Annotated in this window: 12 protein-coding genes; 7 read left to right on the top strand and 5 right to left on the bottom strand. The window is 44.7% G+C overall.

The window, feature by feature from the left end; translation table 11 throughout:
* Nucleotides 1–88: 88 nt before the first annotated feature.
* A complete protein-coding gene (gene ettA, locus LDO73_RS03090) occupies nucleotides 89–1,756 on the top strand; it encodes an energy-dependent translational throttle protein EttA (RefSeq protein WP_224060144.1) in 1,668 nt (555 codons plus the stop codon).
* Nucleotides 1,757–1,964: 208 nt separating this feature from the next.
* On the opposite strand, the gene nadR is transcribed toward ettA, so the two are convergent.
* From nadR to serB, 3 genes are all read right to left on the bottom strand, one after another.
* Complete coding sequence (gene nadR / locus LDO73_RS03085; RefSeq protein WP_224060143.1) at nucleotides 1,965–3,203, bottom strand: multifunctional transcriptional regulator/nicotinamide-nucleotide adenylyltransferase/ribosylnicotinamide kinase NadR; 1,239 nt, start codon at nucleotides 3,201–3,203, stop codon at nucleotides 1,965–1,967.
* Between the two features lie 132 nt (nucleotides 3,204–3,335).
* Entirely contained in the window at nucleotides 3,336–4,718 is a 1,383-nt protein-coding gene (gene radA, locus LDO73_RS03080; RefSeq protein WP_224060142.1) for a DNA repair protein RadA, read from the bottom strand.
* A gap of 207 nt (nucleotides 4,719–4,925) precedes the next feature.
* Nucleotides 4,926–5,903: a phosphoserine phosphatase gene (gene serB / locus LDO73_RS03075; RefSeq protein ID WP_036950248.1), complete on the bottom strand. Its 978-nt coding sequence runs from the start codon at nucleotides 5,901–5,903 to the stop codon at nucleotides 4,926–4,928.
* Between the two features lie 140 nt (nucleotides 5,904–6,043).
* On the opposite strand from serB, the gene LDO73_RS03070 reads away from it, so the two are divergent.
* On the top strand, nucleotides 6,044–6,805 hold the full coding sequence (locus LDO73_RS03070) for an AhpA/YtjB family protein (protein WP_224060141.1): 762 nt from the start codon (nucleotides 6,044–6,046) through the stop codon (nucleotides 6,803–6,805).
* A gap of 13 nt (nucleotides 6,806–6,818) precedes the next feature.
* Here the strand turns inward: LDO73_RS03070 and LDO73_RS03065 are convergent, their stop codons facing one another.
* Nucleotides 6,819–7,601 (bottom strand): energy transducer TonB, encoded by a 783-nt coding sequence (locus LDO73_RS03065; protein ID WP_224060140.1) that lies wholly within the window; start codon nucleotides 7,599–7,601, stop codon nucleotides 6,819–6,821.
* Nucleotides 7,602–7,766: 165 nt separating this feature from the next.
* Between LDO73_RS03065 and LDO73_RS03060 the strand changes: the two genes are divergently transcribed.
* From LDO73_RS03060 to LDO73_RS03040, 5 genes are all read left to right on the top strand, one after another.
* The gene (locus LDO73_RS03060) at nucleotides 7,767–8,303 is read left to right on the top strand and encodes an RNA polymerase sigma factor (protein ID WP_224060139.1); all 537 of its coding nucleotides are present in this window, start codon (nucleotides 7,767–7,769) and stop codon (nucleotides 8,301–8,303) included.
* Nucleotides 8,303–9,304 (top strand): FecR family protein, encoded by a 1,002-nt coding sequence (locus LDO73_RS03055; RefSeq protein ID WP_224060138.1) that lies wholly within the window; start codon nucleotides 8,303–8,305, stop codon nucleotides 9,302–9,304. Before LDO73_RS03060 ends, LDO73_RS03055 begins: the two co-directional genes overlap by 1 nt.
* A 118-nt stretch (nucleotides 9,305–9,422) precedes the next feature.
* Nucleotides 9,423–12,197, top strand: coding sequence for a secretin and TonB N-terminal domain-containing protein (locus tag LDO73_RS03050; RefSeq protein WP_224060137.1), 2,775 nt, complete (start codon nucleotides 9,423–9,425; stop codon nucleotides 12,195–12,197).
* Between the two features lie 47 nt (nucleotides 12,198–12,244).
* Nucleotides 12,245–13,951, top strand: coding sequence for an ABC transporter ATP-binding protein/permease (locus LDO73_RS03045; protein ID WP_224060136.1), 1,707 nt, complete (start codon nucleotides 12,245–12,247; stop codon nucleotides 13,949–13,951).
* A complete protein-coding gene (locus LDO73_RS03040; protein ID WP_224060135.1) occupies nucleotides 13,941–16,730 on the top strand; it encodes a M16 family metallopeptidase in 2,790 nt (929 codons plus the stop codon). Before LDO73_RS03045 ends, LDO73_RS03040 begins: the two co-directional genes overlap by 11 nt.
* A gap of 75 nt (nucleotides 16,731–16,805) precedes the next feature.
* Here the strand turns inward: LDO73_RS03040 and LDO73_RS03035 are convergent, their stop codons facing one another.
* Complete coding sequence (locus LDO73_RS03035) at nucleotides 16,806–18,362, bottom strand: hypothetical protein (RefSeq protein WP_224060134.1); 1,557 nt, start codon at nucleotides 18,360–18,362, stop codon at nucleotides 16,806–16,808.
* Nucleotides 18,363–18,466 lie beyond the last annotated feature (104 nt).

Below are 18,466 nucleotides of genomic sequence, written 5' to 3'. Positions count from 1 at the left end.
TTTCCTTGTTAATGGGTCACGTTAATTGATAAGGATAAAAAACAGAGAAAAATTAAAATTCCCTTTATAAAACAAAAGGTAAAATAAATTGGCTCAATACGTTTACAGTATGTATCGAGTGGGAAAAGTAGTTCCCCCGAAACGTCATATTTTAAAGAACATCTCTCTGAGCTTCTTTCCTGGGGCGAAAATTGGTGTTTTAGGTCTCAACGGTGCAGGTAAATCAACGTTACTGCGTATCATGGCGGGTATTGATACCGATATCGAAGGGGAGGCTCGCCCTCAACCGGGTATTAAAATTGGTTATCTGCCACAAGAACCAAAACTGAATCTGGAACATACCGTTCGTGAAGCCGTTGAAGAAGCGGTCAGCGAAGTGAAGAACGCTTTAACTCGCTTAGACGAAGTGTATGCGCAATATGCCGATCCAGACGCTGATTTTGACAAACTTGCGAAAATCCAAGGCGAGTTAGAAGCGATTATTGCCGCACAAGACGGTCATAATTTAGATAACCAACTGGAACGTGCTGCTGACGCACTGCGCCTGCCAGCTTGGGATGCGGTTATCGGAAACTTGTCTGGGGGTGAGCGCCGCCGTGTGGCTATCTGCCGCCTGCTACTGGAAAAACCAGACATGCTGCTGCTCGACGAACCAACCAACCACTTGGATGCCGAATCCGTTGCTTGGTTAGAGCGCTTCCTGCACGACTACGAAGGCACCGTTGTGGCGATCACCCATGACCGTTACTTCCTCGATAACGTTGCCGGTTGGATCCTTGAGCTTGACCGTGGTGAAGGTATTCCATGGGAAGGTAACTACTCTTCTTGGTTGGAACAAAAAGATGAGCGTCTGGCGCAAGAAGCGTCAACAGAAGCCGCTCGTCGTAAATCCATCGAGAAAGAACTTGAGTGGATCCGTCAAAACCCGAAAGGTCGCCAGTCTAAAGGTAAAGCGCGTTTGGCTCGCTTTGATGAGCTCAACAGTGTTGAATACCAAAAACGTAACGAAACCAGCGAGCTGTTTATCCCACCGGGACCACGTTTAGGTGACAAAGTTATCGAAGTGGAAAACCTGAGCAAGTCTTACGGTGATCGCGTTCTGATCGACAACCTGAATTTCTCGATCCCTAAAGGGGCGATTGTCGGGATCATCGGTCCAAACGGTGCGGGTAAATCTACCCTGTTCCGTATGATTTCCGGTCAAGAGCAGCCAGATTCTGGTTCAATCACCTTGGGTGATACCGTGAAAATTGCTTCTGTGGATCAGTTCCGTGATGCAATGGATGACAGCAAAACTGTGTGGGAAGAGATTTCCAACGGTCAAGACATCATGCGCATTGGTAACTTTGAGATCCCAAGCCGTGCTTACGTTGGTCGCTTTAACTTTAAAGGCATTGACCAAGGTAAACGCGTGGGCGAACTGTCTGGTGGTGAGCGTGGTCGTTTACATCTGGCAAAACTGCTGCAAGTTGGCGGCAACGTACTTCTGCTCGATGAACCAACCAACGACCTCGACGTTGAAACTTTACGCGCACTGGAAAACGCCCTGTTAGAATTCCCGGGCTGCGCAATGGTTATTTCCCATGACCGTTGGTTCCTTGACCGTATCGCAACGCACATCATCGACTACCAAGATGAAGGCAATATCACTTTCTTCGAAGGTAACTTCTCTGAGTACGAAGATTATAAGAAACGCACTTTAGGTGCGGATGCGCTGCAACCACACCGCATCAAGTACAAAAAGATGACTAAATAGTCCCTTTTTATGATCAAAAAACGGCACTTTTGGGTGCCGTAAGGTTGGTGACAAAGAGGGATAAAAGCGTGTTTTTTCCCTCTTTGTGTTATCAGGCGAAAATCAATAAATTGATTTTCCTTGTTAATTTTACAACCCAAAAGAACCATATCCAAACCAGATAGATTTGGATATGGTCTAACGGCCCCTTAGGGGCCGTTTTTCTTAATTACATTGAATTATCTAGCATGAGTAATTGTTGAACTAACGAAACACACTCTAAAAAGCGCGAATCATAATCTGACGACTCCACATGCACAAACTCAATATTATTTTTCTTCAGCATTTCAATCAGTAATGTTTGAAATTCCATTCTGTCTTTATCACTGCCTAAGCTACGCAAGCCATCCGCTACCCACGGGGTATTATTTTCCAGCAAGATAACAAGGTCAAAACGGTATTCATCGATAAGCGCCTGCACAAATGGGTGTTCTTTCCCTTCATAACGCAGACAGAATGCTTGCGTGGTGACAAAATCCGTATCAATAAACGCCACTTTATTTGCATATTTAATAGCAAAATCAATATATTGAGCATGACCTAACGCGATTTTATCGTAATCAGAATATTGCAGCGCCATCTCGTCACCGCCAAGGTGGCTAAACACATAATCACGCCCATACTCCCACGCACTGGTGGTATTGAAGATGTTTGCCAATTTATTGACGAGGGTGGATTTACCGCTTGATTCGCCGCCTAACACCGCCACTTTACGCACAAAGAATGGCTTCACTTCGGTTGGAATATATTCCCAATAGCGGAATGGCGCTTGGCGAATTTGGTTGCCGCTAATATTCATAAATGTGCGTTCAGGATCGATAAGAATGGTTTCGATCCCAAGGTATTTTTTATAGCGATGCACATCGTGAGGCTCGCCGGAATAGATAAAGCTAGGGTTGATGTTGTGCTTTTTCATAAAGCCTTTCATCCCATCGCTCCACACTTCCCAACCGTGAGGGTACGGTTCAATCCCTTGCTCATCAAAGGAGTGAATATGGATATTTTTCTGATATTTAAAGGTTTGTAATAACCAGCGCAGGCGGTCACTGACGGTTGGTTGTTGTGACATAGAGCTATTCACAAACAGCTCTTTATCACGAGGCTCATCGTGACAGAGGATTACGTGTAGCTCATCCACTTGGCTACAAGCTCGTTGAATCAGATAGATATGCCCCGTATGGAGCGGATAAAATTTACCGAAAACAACGCCAATGGTTTTTTGTTGAAGCGGATATTCTAAGCCTAAAAAGCGATGAAGCGCCGCGATTTTGTGCGCGCTGGGGCTTTTAATTTTGTCGTTAATTAACTGGCTGAGATAGCCTTTGGTCATCTCGGTCGCGTCAGCTACTTGCTGCAATGTGTAACCCGCACCTTTGATGGCGCTTTTTAGATAGTCAAATTCAGCCATATTATTTGTCCTTTCGCTTTTATTCCCTTTTTAACAGAGAATCTTTTCTCTCGCTATCTCATCATTATCTAAATGATCCGTGCTGTCGCTAGGCGCAAGCAACAACGCGACAGCGCGGAGCATGACGATAATTTAGAACTCATCGAGAATACTGAGCGCATCCGCCAACTTCTTCACCCCATAAACCTTCATATCGGCCGGCAACTTTTTCGGCATATTGGCGTGAGGCACGATGGCGCGCTTGAAACCATGTTTTGCGGCTTCGGAAATACGCTCTTGCCCGCTTGGGACTGGGCGAATTTCCCCTGCCAGACCCACTTCGCCGAATACCACGAGGTCGCGAGGTAATGGACGATCACGAAAACTGGAAACCAAAGAGAGTAATAGCGCGAGGTCGGCGCTGGTTTCCGTCACTTTCACTCCGCCCACTACGTTCACAAACACGTCTTGGTCAGACATTTGTAATCCACCGTGACGGTGCAGTACCGCCAGCAAAATTGCTAAACGGTTTTGTTCCAGCCCCACCGCCACACGACGCGGGTTGGACATCATGGAGTGGTCGACAAGGGCTTGGATCTCCACCAGCAATGGTCGCGTACCTTCCCACACCACCATCACAGAGCTACCAGACGTAACTTCATCCCCACGACTTAAAAAGATAGCAGATGGGTTGCTGACTTCTTTTAAGCCTTGTTCCGTCATGGCAAATACGCCCAGCTCATTGACGGCACCAAAGCGGTTTTTGTGGCTGCGTAAGGTACGAAAACGGTTGTCGGCATCACCATCGAGCATAATGGAGCAGTCGATACAGTGTTCAAGGACTTTTGGTCCAGCCAGTGAACCATCTTTAGTGACGTGGCCCACCATAATAATCGCCACGCCGCGAGTTTTTGCGAAGCGAGTCAGATAGGCAGCGGTTTCACGCACTTGCGCCACACTGCCCGGCGAGGATTGAATATCCGCCATGTGCATCACTTGGATGGAGTCGATGACCATCAGCTTAGGTTGCTCTTGCTCTGCGGTCAGGCAGATTTGTTCGATACTGGTTTCCGACAGCATATTGAGTGAGTCAGTCGGTAGCCCTAATCGGTGGGCGCGCATAGCGACTTGTTGTAGGGATTCTTCCCCCGTCACATACAAGGTTTTCATCTCCCGCGAGAGTAAGCACATGGTTTGCAGCAACAAGGTACTTTTCCCCGCTCCAGGGTTTCCCCCGATCAGGATGGCACTGCCCGGCACAACCCCACCACCCAGCACGCGGTCAAATTCTTTAAACCCAGTGGTAAAGCGCGGCAGTTCTTCGAGGCTAATCTCAGAGAGTTTTTGGACTTTGCTAACGCCCGCCGCATTTCCCGCATACCCCGTCAGCCTATCCGTACGCGCCGCAGTCGTCGATGCCAAACGCACTTCCGTAATGGTATTCCATGCATTACAGGCACTACACTGCCCCTGCCAGCGCGGATAATCCGCCCCACACTCATTACACACAAATGCCCTTTTCGCACCTTTCGCCACAGCCACTCCTTAATCACCCAATAAAAATGTTTAACGCTTTATTTTTAAATCTTTAATTCTTTGACCTTCAACTTCCACCAATTTTCTAAATAGTTCGGCGTTGTAGGCAGGCGGCAATTTAGGATACTCCTAGGAGCATACACAAGTATGTGACTAGGATAGCCGAAAGAAGCCAACACCCCTACAACCCGAAATATGACGAAAATTTTAGCGCTCCTCGTGCTTGAGGCCACCACTTAGGACGCATAAGACTCCCATGAGGTCTGCATGCTTAATCCCCACTTTCGCCCTTGCAAACACTTTTGGTTTCGCGTGGTACGCTATCCCCAACCCTGCTTTTCTGAGCATTTTCAGGTCGTTTGCTCCGTCACCGATGGCGACGGTTTGCTCCATTGGGATGTTCAGTTTTTCTGCTAGTTTAACGAGGGTTTGCGCTTTGTATTTTGCATCGACAATTGCCCCTTTGACTTTGCCTGTCAGTTTGCCATTTTTGACTTCGAGGTGGTTGGCAACTGCCGCGACCAGTTTTAATCGCTGGCGTAGGTTATCGGCAAAGAACGTGAATCCGCCGGAAGCAATAGCAATATGCCAATCCATCGCTTGTAGTTTACGAACTAAGCTGGTTAACCCCGGCATTAACGGCAGGGTTTCAAGGACTTGGTCGAGAATAGCGGCATCAGCACCTTCGAGTAGCGCCACACGAGCACGTAGACTTTCCGTAAAATCGAGCTCCCCTTGCATGGCGCGCTCAGTGACTTCAGAAACTTGATCGCCGACCCCTGCCAGACGAGCAATTTCATCGATACATTCTATTTGGATCGCGGTAGAGTCCATGTCCATGAGTAAGATCCCAGGGGATCGCAGGCGTGGAATTTTACCGAGTGGTACTACATCCAGCTGGCTTTCATCCGCCAGTTTTTTGATGCGAGGGGTAATGCTGCCTGCGATACGGACAACTTGGTAATCATCAATGCGCCAAGAGGAGACAATCACAATCGCTATCCCTAAACGCTGCTGGAAATCACTGATACGCGCTTTATCTAAACCGCGACCATATAACAACCACCCAGTGTCCCCTGCACGATAATCCAATGGCATCACTTCTTCACCACTTAGCGATAAGGGTAAACCCGGCCATTTTTGAATTTCATCAGGCAGATAACAGTAGGTCAAACTCGTTGGCATGAAAATTAGCTCCTGTTGTGGATACAACTTTTTTATAATGTATACCCTGCATAAAATTACTATACTTAAATTTTCCAGCAAGTTAACGCTTCATGACTTTGCTAATTGCGATAAAACAGACAAAGAGCACGATTATTCCTATGAAACTCCCATTTAGGCTGCACAAAACCGTTATTATCATTGTTTGCGTTGCGCTGATAACCTTCTTAATGCATGGGGTTTCATACTTAGGATATAGCCAAAGTCAAAGCCGGCTGGAGCAATTTAAGCAATTAACTCAAGTATTAGCTGAGCAAGTGGCATTCAGCTTATCCGATTATATGGTTCCCGGCAGCAAAGATTTTAATTTAGAACGAATTAATGCCAATTTAAATCATCTAGCTAAAGATCACTATATTTTGGATGCAAGTTTGTACACGGCGGCTGGCGCACTAATCACCCAAGTCGGAGAGCCTGCAAGCGTTAAAGAACGGCTTTCCCTTGATGGAAAGTCAGAGCTACAAAATTTTCATTATCAATTAGTGGTACCCGTACAGGGCGCACAAGAACCCAAAGGGTATTTACGCCTAACCATCGATACGGAATCACTGACCACCGATCTTCAGCAAGCCGATAACACCGTTAATATCATGCGCGTATTTATTTTATTATCTTTATGTATTGGCTTTATTTTGGCGAACACCCTAATGCGCCTGAAGAAAAAGAAAGGTCAGCAGCAATTGATTATCGAACCTGATGAAAACACGGAAGAGAATGAAGATAAGCCCGAAGTGCAGAGTAATGGGACAAAAGGGGCTAAAAATACACGTAACCCCTTAAAATCACCACGCGCCAAACGCCGAAAAGATCCAAGCCCACATCGACCAAGACGGGTGGCACGCAAATTATCAGAAAAGCAGTAACGGCCAATTCCGTCTAGATTGACGTCGTATCAAACGAGATCGGTGCAATAATCTCCACTTTTCCGTTAGCTAACAAAGTTTCGGGTGGCATTGGAAACGGTGCTGCTCGTTCTATAGTGGCTAGCGCTTCTTTATCAAGGATTTTGGTGCCTGACGAGTTAATCAAGCTGGCACTCACTAACTTGCCTTGGTTATCCACAATAATTTTGACTTGAGAAACGCCCGTTGAACGAAAACGCAATGCAGCGCGTGGGTATCGCTTTACTTTCGCTAACCGTTGATGAACTTCACTTTCCCACCCATTATCACCACTGACAGGTGCAGCGGCACTGCTCGCAAAATTCGCACTGCTATTAGAAGCGCTGCCAGAAGTTGGCACCGAAGTCACTTCGGATTCTTGAGTCGAAACGGGGGCTTCTTCCACCACTTTTTTCTCTTGAACTGGCTTTTTCTTTGGCGGGCGTTTTTTCTCGGTGACGCGCGTCAATGTTCCGTTATCAACCAGTGGTGTTTGGGGTAACTTTTCTGCTTTTTCAACGACTTCAGGCTCAATTTCTTCTCGTGTTGCCATCTGCTGTTTAGGCGCATTATTAACCTCTGGCTCCCGCTGCTGCTCCAGTTGATAAAGCCCTAATTGTAAAGAGATTGCGGGTGGTAAAACCCCAGTTTTGGGTAGGTTTGCTGTAAACCACCCAATAAAAAGCATTGCCAGTATTCCATGGAAAACAAGACTTCCACATAAACCGCCCAGAGGACGAAAAATTGGGCTTCCCAGCTGCCCCACACTGCTGTTCATATTTTGCCTCACATCTTTATTTTTCGCTGATTATAGGCATAATACAAATCAAAATGATATTCATTATTATTAATAAAATAACAATAGTAACTACAAGGCATTGATTTAATTTATAAAGTCAATTTGAGCTAATTATTAAACTATTTTCACTTTTGACACCAGAAAATGACTATCGATAAATCCCTTGCCCGCAAAATAAGCGGCGCATATCAATCAACCTACGGTCAGCTTGTGCGATTTTTCCGCAGTCGACTAGGTAATAGTAACGATGCGGATGATTTATCACAGGATGTGTTTACACTATGGCTAAACCGTAAAGCACAGGATCCTGTGAAGGAGAACCGTGCTTATCTGTTTAAAATCGCTAGCAATGTGTTAATTGACCATTGGCGACGGAATCATCAACAGAGCCAGTCTCATACCTCAATTGATGAAGTGGTGCACGAACAAAGTTTTGAGCAAACCACTGCCGATCCTAGCGAAATTTTAGAGCACCAACAGCGGATTGCGCGACTTGGCGAGGCGATTGATCTTTTGCCTCCACGACGTAAAGAAGCCTTTTTGCTGTATCGCTTTGATGGGTTATCTCAAAGTGAAATTGCAGAGCGTATGGAAATTTCTATCAGTATGGTGGAAAAACATATTGCAGCGGCATTAGTGCATTGTAAAAAATATCTAGACGATCAGAGCAATCATCCGTAATGGCAAATAACCAAACCCAGCAGCCAGAAAATACCTCGTCAGTCGAGCAACAACGTATCGACGAAGATGCGGCGCTGTGGTTTACCCGTGTCCATAGCCAACGGCTCAGTGACCAACAATCTCAAGAATTTAAAACCTGGTTACGTGCTTCAAAAACCCATGAGGATGCCTATGAGGCAATCGCGGGAATTTGGCAAGATATTGAAAAAGTTCCACGCCCTGAGCCTGTTAAACAGACGACTTCAAAATTCGGCTTTTCATCGTTTTGGAAGCCTCTCGGCCATCTCGTTGCCGCCTGTTTTATCGCCGCGGTCCTGTTTTTACCTTACAGCCAGCTTCCCTCCATGTTGCTCAATAACATGACGCTGGTTTCCACTGACTCCACCAAAGAGGTGACGTTGTCGGATGGCTCTCAGCTTTTTCTCAATCGCGATACCCGCATTCGAGTCGCTTATGAAACACCGATCCGCCAGCTCTATTTAGACCAAGGTTCCGCTTACTTTAAAGTGAAGTCCAATCCTTATCGCCCGTTTGTTATCAACGTCGATCAGAGACGAATTCAAGTGGTGGGTACGGAATTTGAAGTGAATAAAAAAGGCGAGCAGGTAGCGGTCAATGTCAGCCAAGGGATTGTAAGCTTTCAAAGCCTCAACCATCAAAAACCCGTATTACTGCTTGCTGGGCAAAGTGCGCTAAGCCCAAATATCAATGGCAAAATCGCGCTCAATTCAGTCATCCCACAAGAGGTGGCAAGATGGCGTTTTGGTGAACTCAGCTTTGTGGATAAACCCCTTGGTGAAGTCCTGTCTGAATTAAAAACCTATTCCGACTTTCAGGTTGAACTCTCCCCGAGCAATTTAGCTAACCGGAAAATATCTGGACGCATCAACCTTCAACAGCCAGATACCTTTTTTCAGGCTCTTCCCTCCCTCCTTCCTGTGCAAGTCGTGTATCAGGATAAAAATAACCTTTTGATTATCCAAAACAAAAAAAATAAATAAAAAATATTTTCATTTGCAGGTGAGGATAATTCTCATTTCACCCTCTTCTTAAGTAGCTTCATTTTTATTGACGACTTTTTAGCACATTTTTCGTGCAGCTTAAGAATAAGGGATATCCATGGCAATTCAATTCACACTCGGTCGATTCAAGCCGATTGCGCTGTCACTGGCGGTCACCAGTGCTTTAGTCAGCCAATCTGCTATCGCCCAAGAAATTACTTTCTCATTACCAGAACAAGGATTGGCAAGTGCGATTGATCAAATCAGTCGCCAAGGTCAGGTTTCACTTCTGTATGACAAAAGCCAGCTCAACGGGCTGCGCGCTCCTGCGCTTTCTGGCAGCTATACCCCACAAACCGCATTACAAAAAATTCTTATTGGTAGCGGGTTAGAGCTGGTTAACGAAAACGGCATGCTGGTTATTCGTCCTCAAAATTTAAACCAAGGCACGTTAGTTTTACCTGAAACTCAAGTGTCTGGCGTGGTGCAAAATCACCCTGCCATGGACGTCATGTCTGCGCCGCAATATGTCACCTCAGAAGAGATCAGCCAAAAAAATACTGGTGACGGCAATATTACCGATTTGATGAAAACCAACCCTGCGGTGCAGTTTGCCAATAACGATAGCAACTCCATGAACCAAGGGGAAATTAAGCCTTCACGTATTTCTATTCATGGTTCCAGTAGCTACCAGAACGCCTATCGCCTTGACGGTGTCAGCTTCAACAATGACTTTGACCCTGCCGATAATGGTTTAGGGGAAACCGCCACCAAACTCAGCAGCAGCGACCAAGGGATTTACATCGACAGCCGCTTGATTGATAGCATGGCTGTTTATGATAACAACATCCCAGTGGAATTCGGTGGCTTTACGGGAGGAACCGTTGAGGTAAATAGCCGCCGTTGGCAAGGGGAAAATAGCGCTCACGCATACTACCGCTTAACCCGTTCTGGCTGGAATAATCTGTTCCACGATTCTAACCAGTCTATCGATACCACCAAAAACGATACCGCCAACCCAGCTCGTTTCCAGAATCGCTACGATAAAAATGATTTTGGTGGCTGGTTTGAATTGGGCGTAACGGAAAATTCAGGTGTGGTATTCTCAGCATCTCGCCGTAGTTCAAACATTCCGATGACGGTGACGGGTGGCGAAGCCTATGTTTTAGAAAATAATACAATTGAGCCTATCTACTCAGACTCGGGTAAAAAAAATCAGCGTCGTACCTCCGATAACTACTTCTTGAAGTATTCGATGAATTTATCAGAGAAGAGCTCATTAGACTTATCAGCCAATTACGCCTCTTATGATAGTCGTTTATTTTCTTCATCAATCAGTAATTCTGGCTATGACTCAACCCATGATGGGTTAGGCTTGACCGCTGTATTCAAACATCAATTCGATTTAGGTCAATTTGAAGCGACCGCCAATACTCAAAGCTTGAAAGATGATCGTAAAAACGATCAAAAATATTCATTGATGGTGCGAGCAATCAAATTCGATGATGACTACAACTACCTTGGCACCACAGAACGCAATAGTGGAGGACTGGGGGATTTAGAGTCGAAACAAAATACCCATAGTCTGAAAACGGTTATGCGTTTTAATCCGCAAGAAGATAACTTAGGGTTAACTCACCAGCCAACCGCAGGGGCTGAAATCAATTACACCAAAGGGACTTATGTCCGTGACCATGATTATTTCCAATATACTTATTCTGGAAATCTTATGGGTGATGACTACTCTGGGAGCTTAACGAATATCAGCCGCTTTAAAAAAGGCAGCTACTCCGCAGATTATACCAATTACGCCATCTTCCTTGATGACAATATTCAATACGGAAAATTAACCTTACGCCCTGGGGTTCGTCTTGATCGCGATGACTTTGTTAATCGCACCAACGTTGCCCCTCGTCTTTCAGGTACCTATGACTTATTTGGCGATAAGAAAACGCTGTTAATTGCTGGTGCGAACCGCTATTACGGTCGCTCAATGCTAACTTATGCTCTGTATGGGGCACAAAATGGTGGCATGCAAACATGTGCAGGATATTTCGACCCATGCTCACTGATCCCCGAAAATAATAAATGGGACAACAAAAAAGACTACGAAGGGATCGACTCCCTTAAAACCCCTTATAACGATGAGCTCACCCTCGCGCTGCAACAAGAAATCTTATCGACCACTTGGCGCTTACAGTATGTTCACCGTGAAGGCTACGACGAAGTGCGTACCCGTACTAAGTACAACAGCCGCGATGAAAATAAACGCAGCATCCGTATGTACGACAACGGTGGACGCAGCTCTCACGATACCGTGACATTATCTGTCAACAATAGCCAACCATGGGAATGGGCAGAGGCATCCCACGTTATGACCGCCTCGTTCACATGGCAGCAAAGCGAAAGTAATACACCAAAAGACTCTGGCTATAACTCATTCGATCCGGGTAATAAAGTTAACCTCAACAAAGTGTGGTACGACGGTAAAGTGATTGATTCATCAAAACTGCCATCCACCAGCTTTAACTCGCCGATTAAGCTTAACCTAGAGATGACCAGTGTTTGGGATGAGTATGACGTTACATGGTACAACCGCCTGCAATGGTGGGGTTCTCGTGATCAAGCCGTTCGCTATGACAACGCCTACTACACCGATCCTGAATATGGTCAGTTACGCAAATACACCAAGCAAAACTTTGCTAGCAAATACACATGGGATACCCGCCTAGGCTGGAAACCCGACTTTGCTTACGGCTTTGGATTCTCTGTTGAAGTGAATAACGTACTGAATAATAAAAATATTGCAGACCGCTTTATGTTCGATGACCGCACGATCAAATCTTATGATCCGGGTCGCCAGTTCTGGCTGCAAGTGAATTACGATCTCTAAGTGATAGCCGTGAGCAATGTCAAACTCCATAACGAAGAAATAGTGTCATGAAGACCATTAAACAATTTTTCTATTTAGTTAAACCTTTTTGGGGGCAGCGTGCTGCCCTTTTGTGCTGGGTGCTGCTGTTTGCCTCGTTAGGGCTTACTCTTTCTTCCGTCTGGTTCAATGTCAAAATGAACATGTGGAACGGGGATTTCTATAACGCCCTGCAAAAGCTGGACGGACAAGCACTGTATGGGCTGCTGCAATACTTTGTGATTTTAGTCAGCGGACTGATTTTTGTGGTGGTGATGGGCACCTACCTCAAGCAGATGCTGATTATCCGTTGGCGTAAAGGCATGACTGAGCAAGTGCTCGGTCGTTGGCTTTCCAGTAACAGTAAGCACTATATGCTGAGGCTCGCATCCCAAGAGCCCGATAACCCAGACCAACGTATCGCGGAAGATATTCGCTTACTGATTGAATCCACATTAAATCTGTTAGTCACCTTCCTGCACTCAATGCTGACATTAATCTCCTTTGCTGCGATTTTGTGGACGCTTTCAGGAAGCCTCTCATTGAGTTTCGCCGACAGTGATTGGACCATTCCGGGCTATATGTTCTGGGCCTGTATTATTTACACCATTATCGGGATCGCATTTACCCAACTCATCGGTTTCCCACTGCGCCGCCTGCATATGGATAAACAGCGTCGTGAAGCCGATTACCGTAGTTCACTGATTAATTGCCGCCAACATGGGGATGCTATCGCAGGGCAAAGGGGTGAAAGCCAAGATCGTAAAGAGCTAATGGCACGTTTCAGTGAAATTATTCGTAACTGGAATCAGCTCATTCGCTGCGAACGTAATTTATCGTTTTATACCGTTGGCTATCAGCAAGTCACCGCCCTCGCCCCTGTTTTGCTCGCATTACCTAAGTTTTTAGCGGGTGAAATTATGCTGGGTGGATTAATGCAGCTACGTCAAGCGTTCACCAGTGTAGCGACTTCATTGGGTTGGTTTATTTTTGCCTATAAAGAGATTGCGGCATGGCAAGCCACCGTCGCGCGTCTGTATAACTTCGTGGTGTTATTGGAAAACGATAAAACCCCAGAAGCCACGATCAACGAAGATAGCGTACCGTTAACGGCAAACTTGAGCCTATTTACGGCAGATCATCGCCTACTACTGAGCGCCATTGATCTTAGCATCAACAGCGGTGAGCTGATGTTGATCTCCGGTCGTTCTGGTATTGGTAAATCCACGTTACTGCGCACATTAAGCGGTCATTGGCCATTTTTTGACGGCAAAATTACACGTACGGATAACTTAATGTGGATCCCACAACGGCTTTATTTACCAATAAGCCGTTTAGATAATTTATTGGCTTACCCACAAGATGCCAGCCAATTTGCGGCTGCGGATCTGAAATATGCGCTGACCCTTGTTGGGTTGGAAAAACTTCATTCACAACTGTCTTTGGAAACCGATTGGAACAACCGACTTTCTGGCGGTGAACAGCAGCGCATTATGTTTGCGCGACTGCTTCTGAATCGACCGAAGTTAATGCTATTGGATGAAATGACCTCCGCTCTTGATGAGCCGAGTGCACTCGCTTTACTGAATATGCTGAAAGCTCAGCTTCCCGCCAGCAGCATCATTTTGGTTAGCCACCAAGGCTTTATTGACCAATTAGCTGATAAGCATCTGCGTTTATCTGAAACAACGCAAAATACCCCATTTATGACAGGAGCCCCAGAATATGCTTCGTAAAATTACCTTGGTCGCCGTTGTTGCGGCACTTTTAGGCGGTTGTGTTAACGGCGCACCTCGACAATCTGGCGAACAAACATTGCTGCCAGTACGTCAAGATTTGCAACATTATCAACTCGATAATGGGCTGCAAGTTTATCTGCTTCAACGCAACCAACCCGGGGTCGAGCTGCGTTTATTGGTCAATGCAGGTTCATTGCAGGAAACCGAACAGCAACTCGGTTTAGCCCATTTTACTGAGCATATGGCGTTTAAAGGCACCCAACACTTTCCGGGTACCACAGGCTTTAAGCAATTAGAACAACAAGGGCTTAAACTCGGTAGCCACGTTAATGCGATCACCAGCATCAACAGCACCTTATATAAATTGTCACTGCCAAATGCCACGCCAGCGCAAGTCAGTACTGGGTTACAAGTGATGGCAGATTGGGCTGCAAATATGACCTTCGATACCGAGGCATTTGAAAAAGAGCGCCCAGTCATTATTGAAGAGTGGCGCTTACGTCAAGGTATGGGCTATCGCATTAATGATAGCCTCGAAAAATTACGTTACCACGGTAGCCGCTACGTAGAGCGTAACCCTATTGGCTCCCTTGATGTGGTTCGCCAAGCCCCTATTGAGCAAGCCAAGGCCTACTACAAAACGTGGTATCAGCCTCAGCGCATGAGCTTATTGATTATTGGGGATTTCAGCGCATCGACAGTACGTGATGAAGTAAAAACCTTATTTGCATTACCGAAGCCTGAAAAAATTTCCCAAGATTCCCCAGAATGGAAGCGCTTTGCCGATTCCAACAATATGCTCGTTCAAGGGGTATTTGATAAGGAACAAGGCGCGCGCTACGTTCAGTTTTCACTGCAAAAAAATGTCTCCGCACCGCTGAATACTCGCCAAGGTCAAACCGACGACCTGATGGATAATTTATGGTTAACCATCTTGAATCAACGTTTTTCCGTGATGGTGGATAATGGTGTTTTGCCGTCCATTAGTATTAATGAACAAGGGGCAATGCTGGATAACCAACGCCTTCAGCAGCTAATGATCATCCATCCAAAAGGCAATGATTACGCGGGCGCTACCGAAATTCTGTTTACTGAACTGCAACGCTTAGCGACTGAGCCTGTGACTCAGCAAGAACTGGATAGCGCTAAACAAGGCATGTTGAAAAAACTTAGCCAACAAGCAGGTTCCGAGCAGCGTTATAGTAATGAATACTTAGCAGGGCAGCTGACCACCGCACTCGAATATGAGATGCCGATGTGGAACAAACGTCAGCAGTTGGATAATAGCTACCAATTAACCAAAAATATCCAACCTCAAGATTTACAGCGCCATGTGGCTAGCCTTTTACAGGTCGCATCTCCACGCTTAGCGCTGATTGGCCCTGATACCGATGAAAAGGCAGTGAACAAACAAACCTTCAGTGAACAGTGGCAACGTATTCGCCAAACACAACCGGGGCCATTCACGCTGCGTTCTCAAGCCATTAGCCTGAAATTACCCGTTGTAGCAAAAGGCACAATTACTGAACAAGCGTCACTTCCTATCGAAAAAACGGAACAGTGGACACTCAGCAATGGCATTAAAGTGATTGTTAAAACGGATAAAAATCTTAAAGATGATATTCAGTTTAACTTACAGCTACCGGGTGGACGTTCCCTTGAAACACTGCAAACCGCAGGCTTAACCGACTGGGCAATGAAGCTGCCAGAAAGCAGCGGTTATGGCAATTACAGCGCTCGTGATTTGGCGTTATTAGCCAAGCAAAATCAGGTCAGCGTTCGCCCTTATAGCGAGCTGCTTAACCACGGTTATCGCGGTAAAACCCCCGTTGATAATCTCGAAACCGCGTTGCAGTTACTGAATTTAAAGCTGACCGCACCACAGTTTAGCGGAGAGAAACTCGAGCAACAAAAACAGGCTTTCGCACTGAATTTATCGAAAATGCCCGTAGAGCGCACATTCCTCGACCATATTAATCAACAGAGTTACCAGCATGGCGAGCTTCTCGTGATCTCCCCTGAAGGGGCTTGGAAAACCTTTACCGCTCAGCAACTTCAGCAAGCGAATCGTCAGTTACTCACCTCAACTTCAGATATGACATTGGTGATCACCGGTGCGATGAATGCCCGCGAGCTGAAACCACTACTGGAGCAATGGGTCGCGACGCTACCTGCCCATGATGGCAAACTGGCATGGCGCAACCAAGGGATCATGCCGAAGATGGCAAGCTTTAATCAGCAATATCCGATCAGTAGCAGCGATAAGAGCATGGTAAGCATTCAGTTCGCTGCACCAGCGCAGTGGTCTCAGCAAGATCAGCTGGCTCTGCAACTAATTGATACCATTGTTAGCCAACGCCTGCGTAGCGAATTACGTGAAAAAGCCAGCGGCATTTATGCCCTGAGTTTCTCGCAAATGTTAGCGAAAAAACCACAGCCGTATTACACCGGACGTTTAAATTTCACCACTGCACCAGAACGTGCATCAGAAATGGTGACTTTAGCGCACAATACTGTTGCGCAGCTGCGCCAAACGGGAGTGACGGAAAAAGAGTTAACGGAAGCAAAAAACATTTGGCTCACCGAAAATGCGCAAGTCACCGATAGCTCAAGCTATTGGACTGAAGCCCTCGCGCAAGTTGCGACGGATGATGGGCAATATCAGCGCTTAACGCAAGAACGAGCGGTGATTGAGTCCTTAACACGCCCGCAGATAAATCAATTGGCTGGTAAATACTTAGGGCAAAATCAAAAAGTATTTATGATGACGCCATAGCCACCATAATATAGTCAGAAACCAACAGCTTCATTTATCAAGCTGTTGGTTTCCAGAGCCACATTAAGCGAACCCTTATTTAAATGAATATCTTACGTTATAAATAAAGTTTAACACTCGATTATTGAAGCCATTAAATAATGAAAATACGCGTTCTTTAAATGATGATTTTTTAGATTTCGCTATTTCGATCTCTGATATTAATTTATCCGTTGAAATATTCAGATAGTGTTCAATATCGTTAGCGATTTTATTGTTTTTAATTCTTTTACACTGAAGAATGTTGATAATTAAGTCAATTTTAGAGGAAAAATCGTCGATCCTTGTGCTGATTCTTTTTTCATTAATAATTTCAAGCACAGAGTCTACAATGTTTTTACGTATTGATTTCATGACTAACATTGATTTAATTCTATTAATCCCAGTATCTATAGCCTCATTTTTCTCTTTAATGTACTTATCATATACGCTTTTTTCTTCGTCGCGTTTGGCATCATATTCAGATTGTAATGATTCAATATCTGAATTCATTTTCTCTTTGATAAACTCAATAATGCGCCCATCTTTTACATCATGACTCAACGTGGCTAAACACTCGCCTTTTTCACCTGTAAATTCATTATCAGAAAGAATTTTTTTAATCAGCGTAATTTTTTTTACACTATCAATCGAGTTAAAGGCATCAAAACCAGCACCACTTTTTATATCTTTGATATTTCTCACAGACTCCATGTAATCGGCCTTATTTGATTTAAGCTTGTCCAAATTTTCATTTGAATAGGCCATAATATGCTTTTTGAGTTCTGCTGTAATTTCCTTTGGGTAATGATGTTTTTTCAACAGAGACAAGATAGAGTAAGACATTGTCCGATAATAGGATTTATATATTGATAAAAATCGTTGTTCTTGAAAAAGGTTAAGAACCGTTTTTTTATCAAAATCATTGTGCAATTCGCCAACAATGTCCATGAAAAAATGCTCCAACTCCGTTCTTACCTGATCATTTCCATCAATGGCTTTTTTCGTTCTAATATAGCTAATTAAAACCTTTATATAGCTCAAATCGTGTTCGGATAAGCTCGCTCCGCTTTTCAAGTTATCCATTAACTCTTCAAAACTACTGTAATACGTGTTTTTTACCTCTAAACTCTCCTCACTTTTATGTGTTTCTTTTATCTTAATTAAGTCCAATTTACTTTTTATTTCTGATTTCACATCTGATTTAAACTGAGTAAGCCTGCTTTCAATTTTTTCCATCATACGATGCGGCTTTGTTTTTTTTTCACCAGCAGAAGAGGCTTCGGGAAATTTATCCGATACACTTTCGCCTTTCGGTTCCGATTTCACACTCACTTTTAAATATTCATTTTCCGCGCTACTTACGTCCCTCAAGCCTTTCTTAAAATACTTATCAATTTTTTCTTTCGCTTTCCCGCTCGCCATAATGCCCCATGCATTATTTATTTCTGTCCAGCCTTCCCCGCCATTGTTTTTGGCTACTTTAATTTTATCGATGATAATATCGCTTTTCCCTTCGAAAACCTTTGGGTTTTTGGTTATTGCCATTACCATGTCATTCAATGAATAATCAATTAATGCAGCAGTTTGAGATTGATTTTGAAAAAGTTTCATATACATTCCTATTTGTATAAACTCGTTTAGTTTTAAAAAAAGAGCTTATTCTTGATGTTAATTAAGAATAAGCCCTGTTGAAAATAGTTAAATTATTTTACCCG

Origin of the sequence: Providencia alcalifaciens, from assembly GCF_915403165.1 — a bacterium.
Taxonomy (GTDB): domain Bacteria; phylum Pseudomonadota; class Gammaproteobacteria; order Enterobacterales; family Enterobacteriaceae; genus Providencia; species Providencia alcalifaciens_C.
The sequence above is the reverse complement of the archived record's forward strand: the minus strand, read 5'-3'. Positions and strand labels throughout refer to the sequence as shown.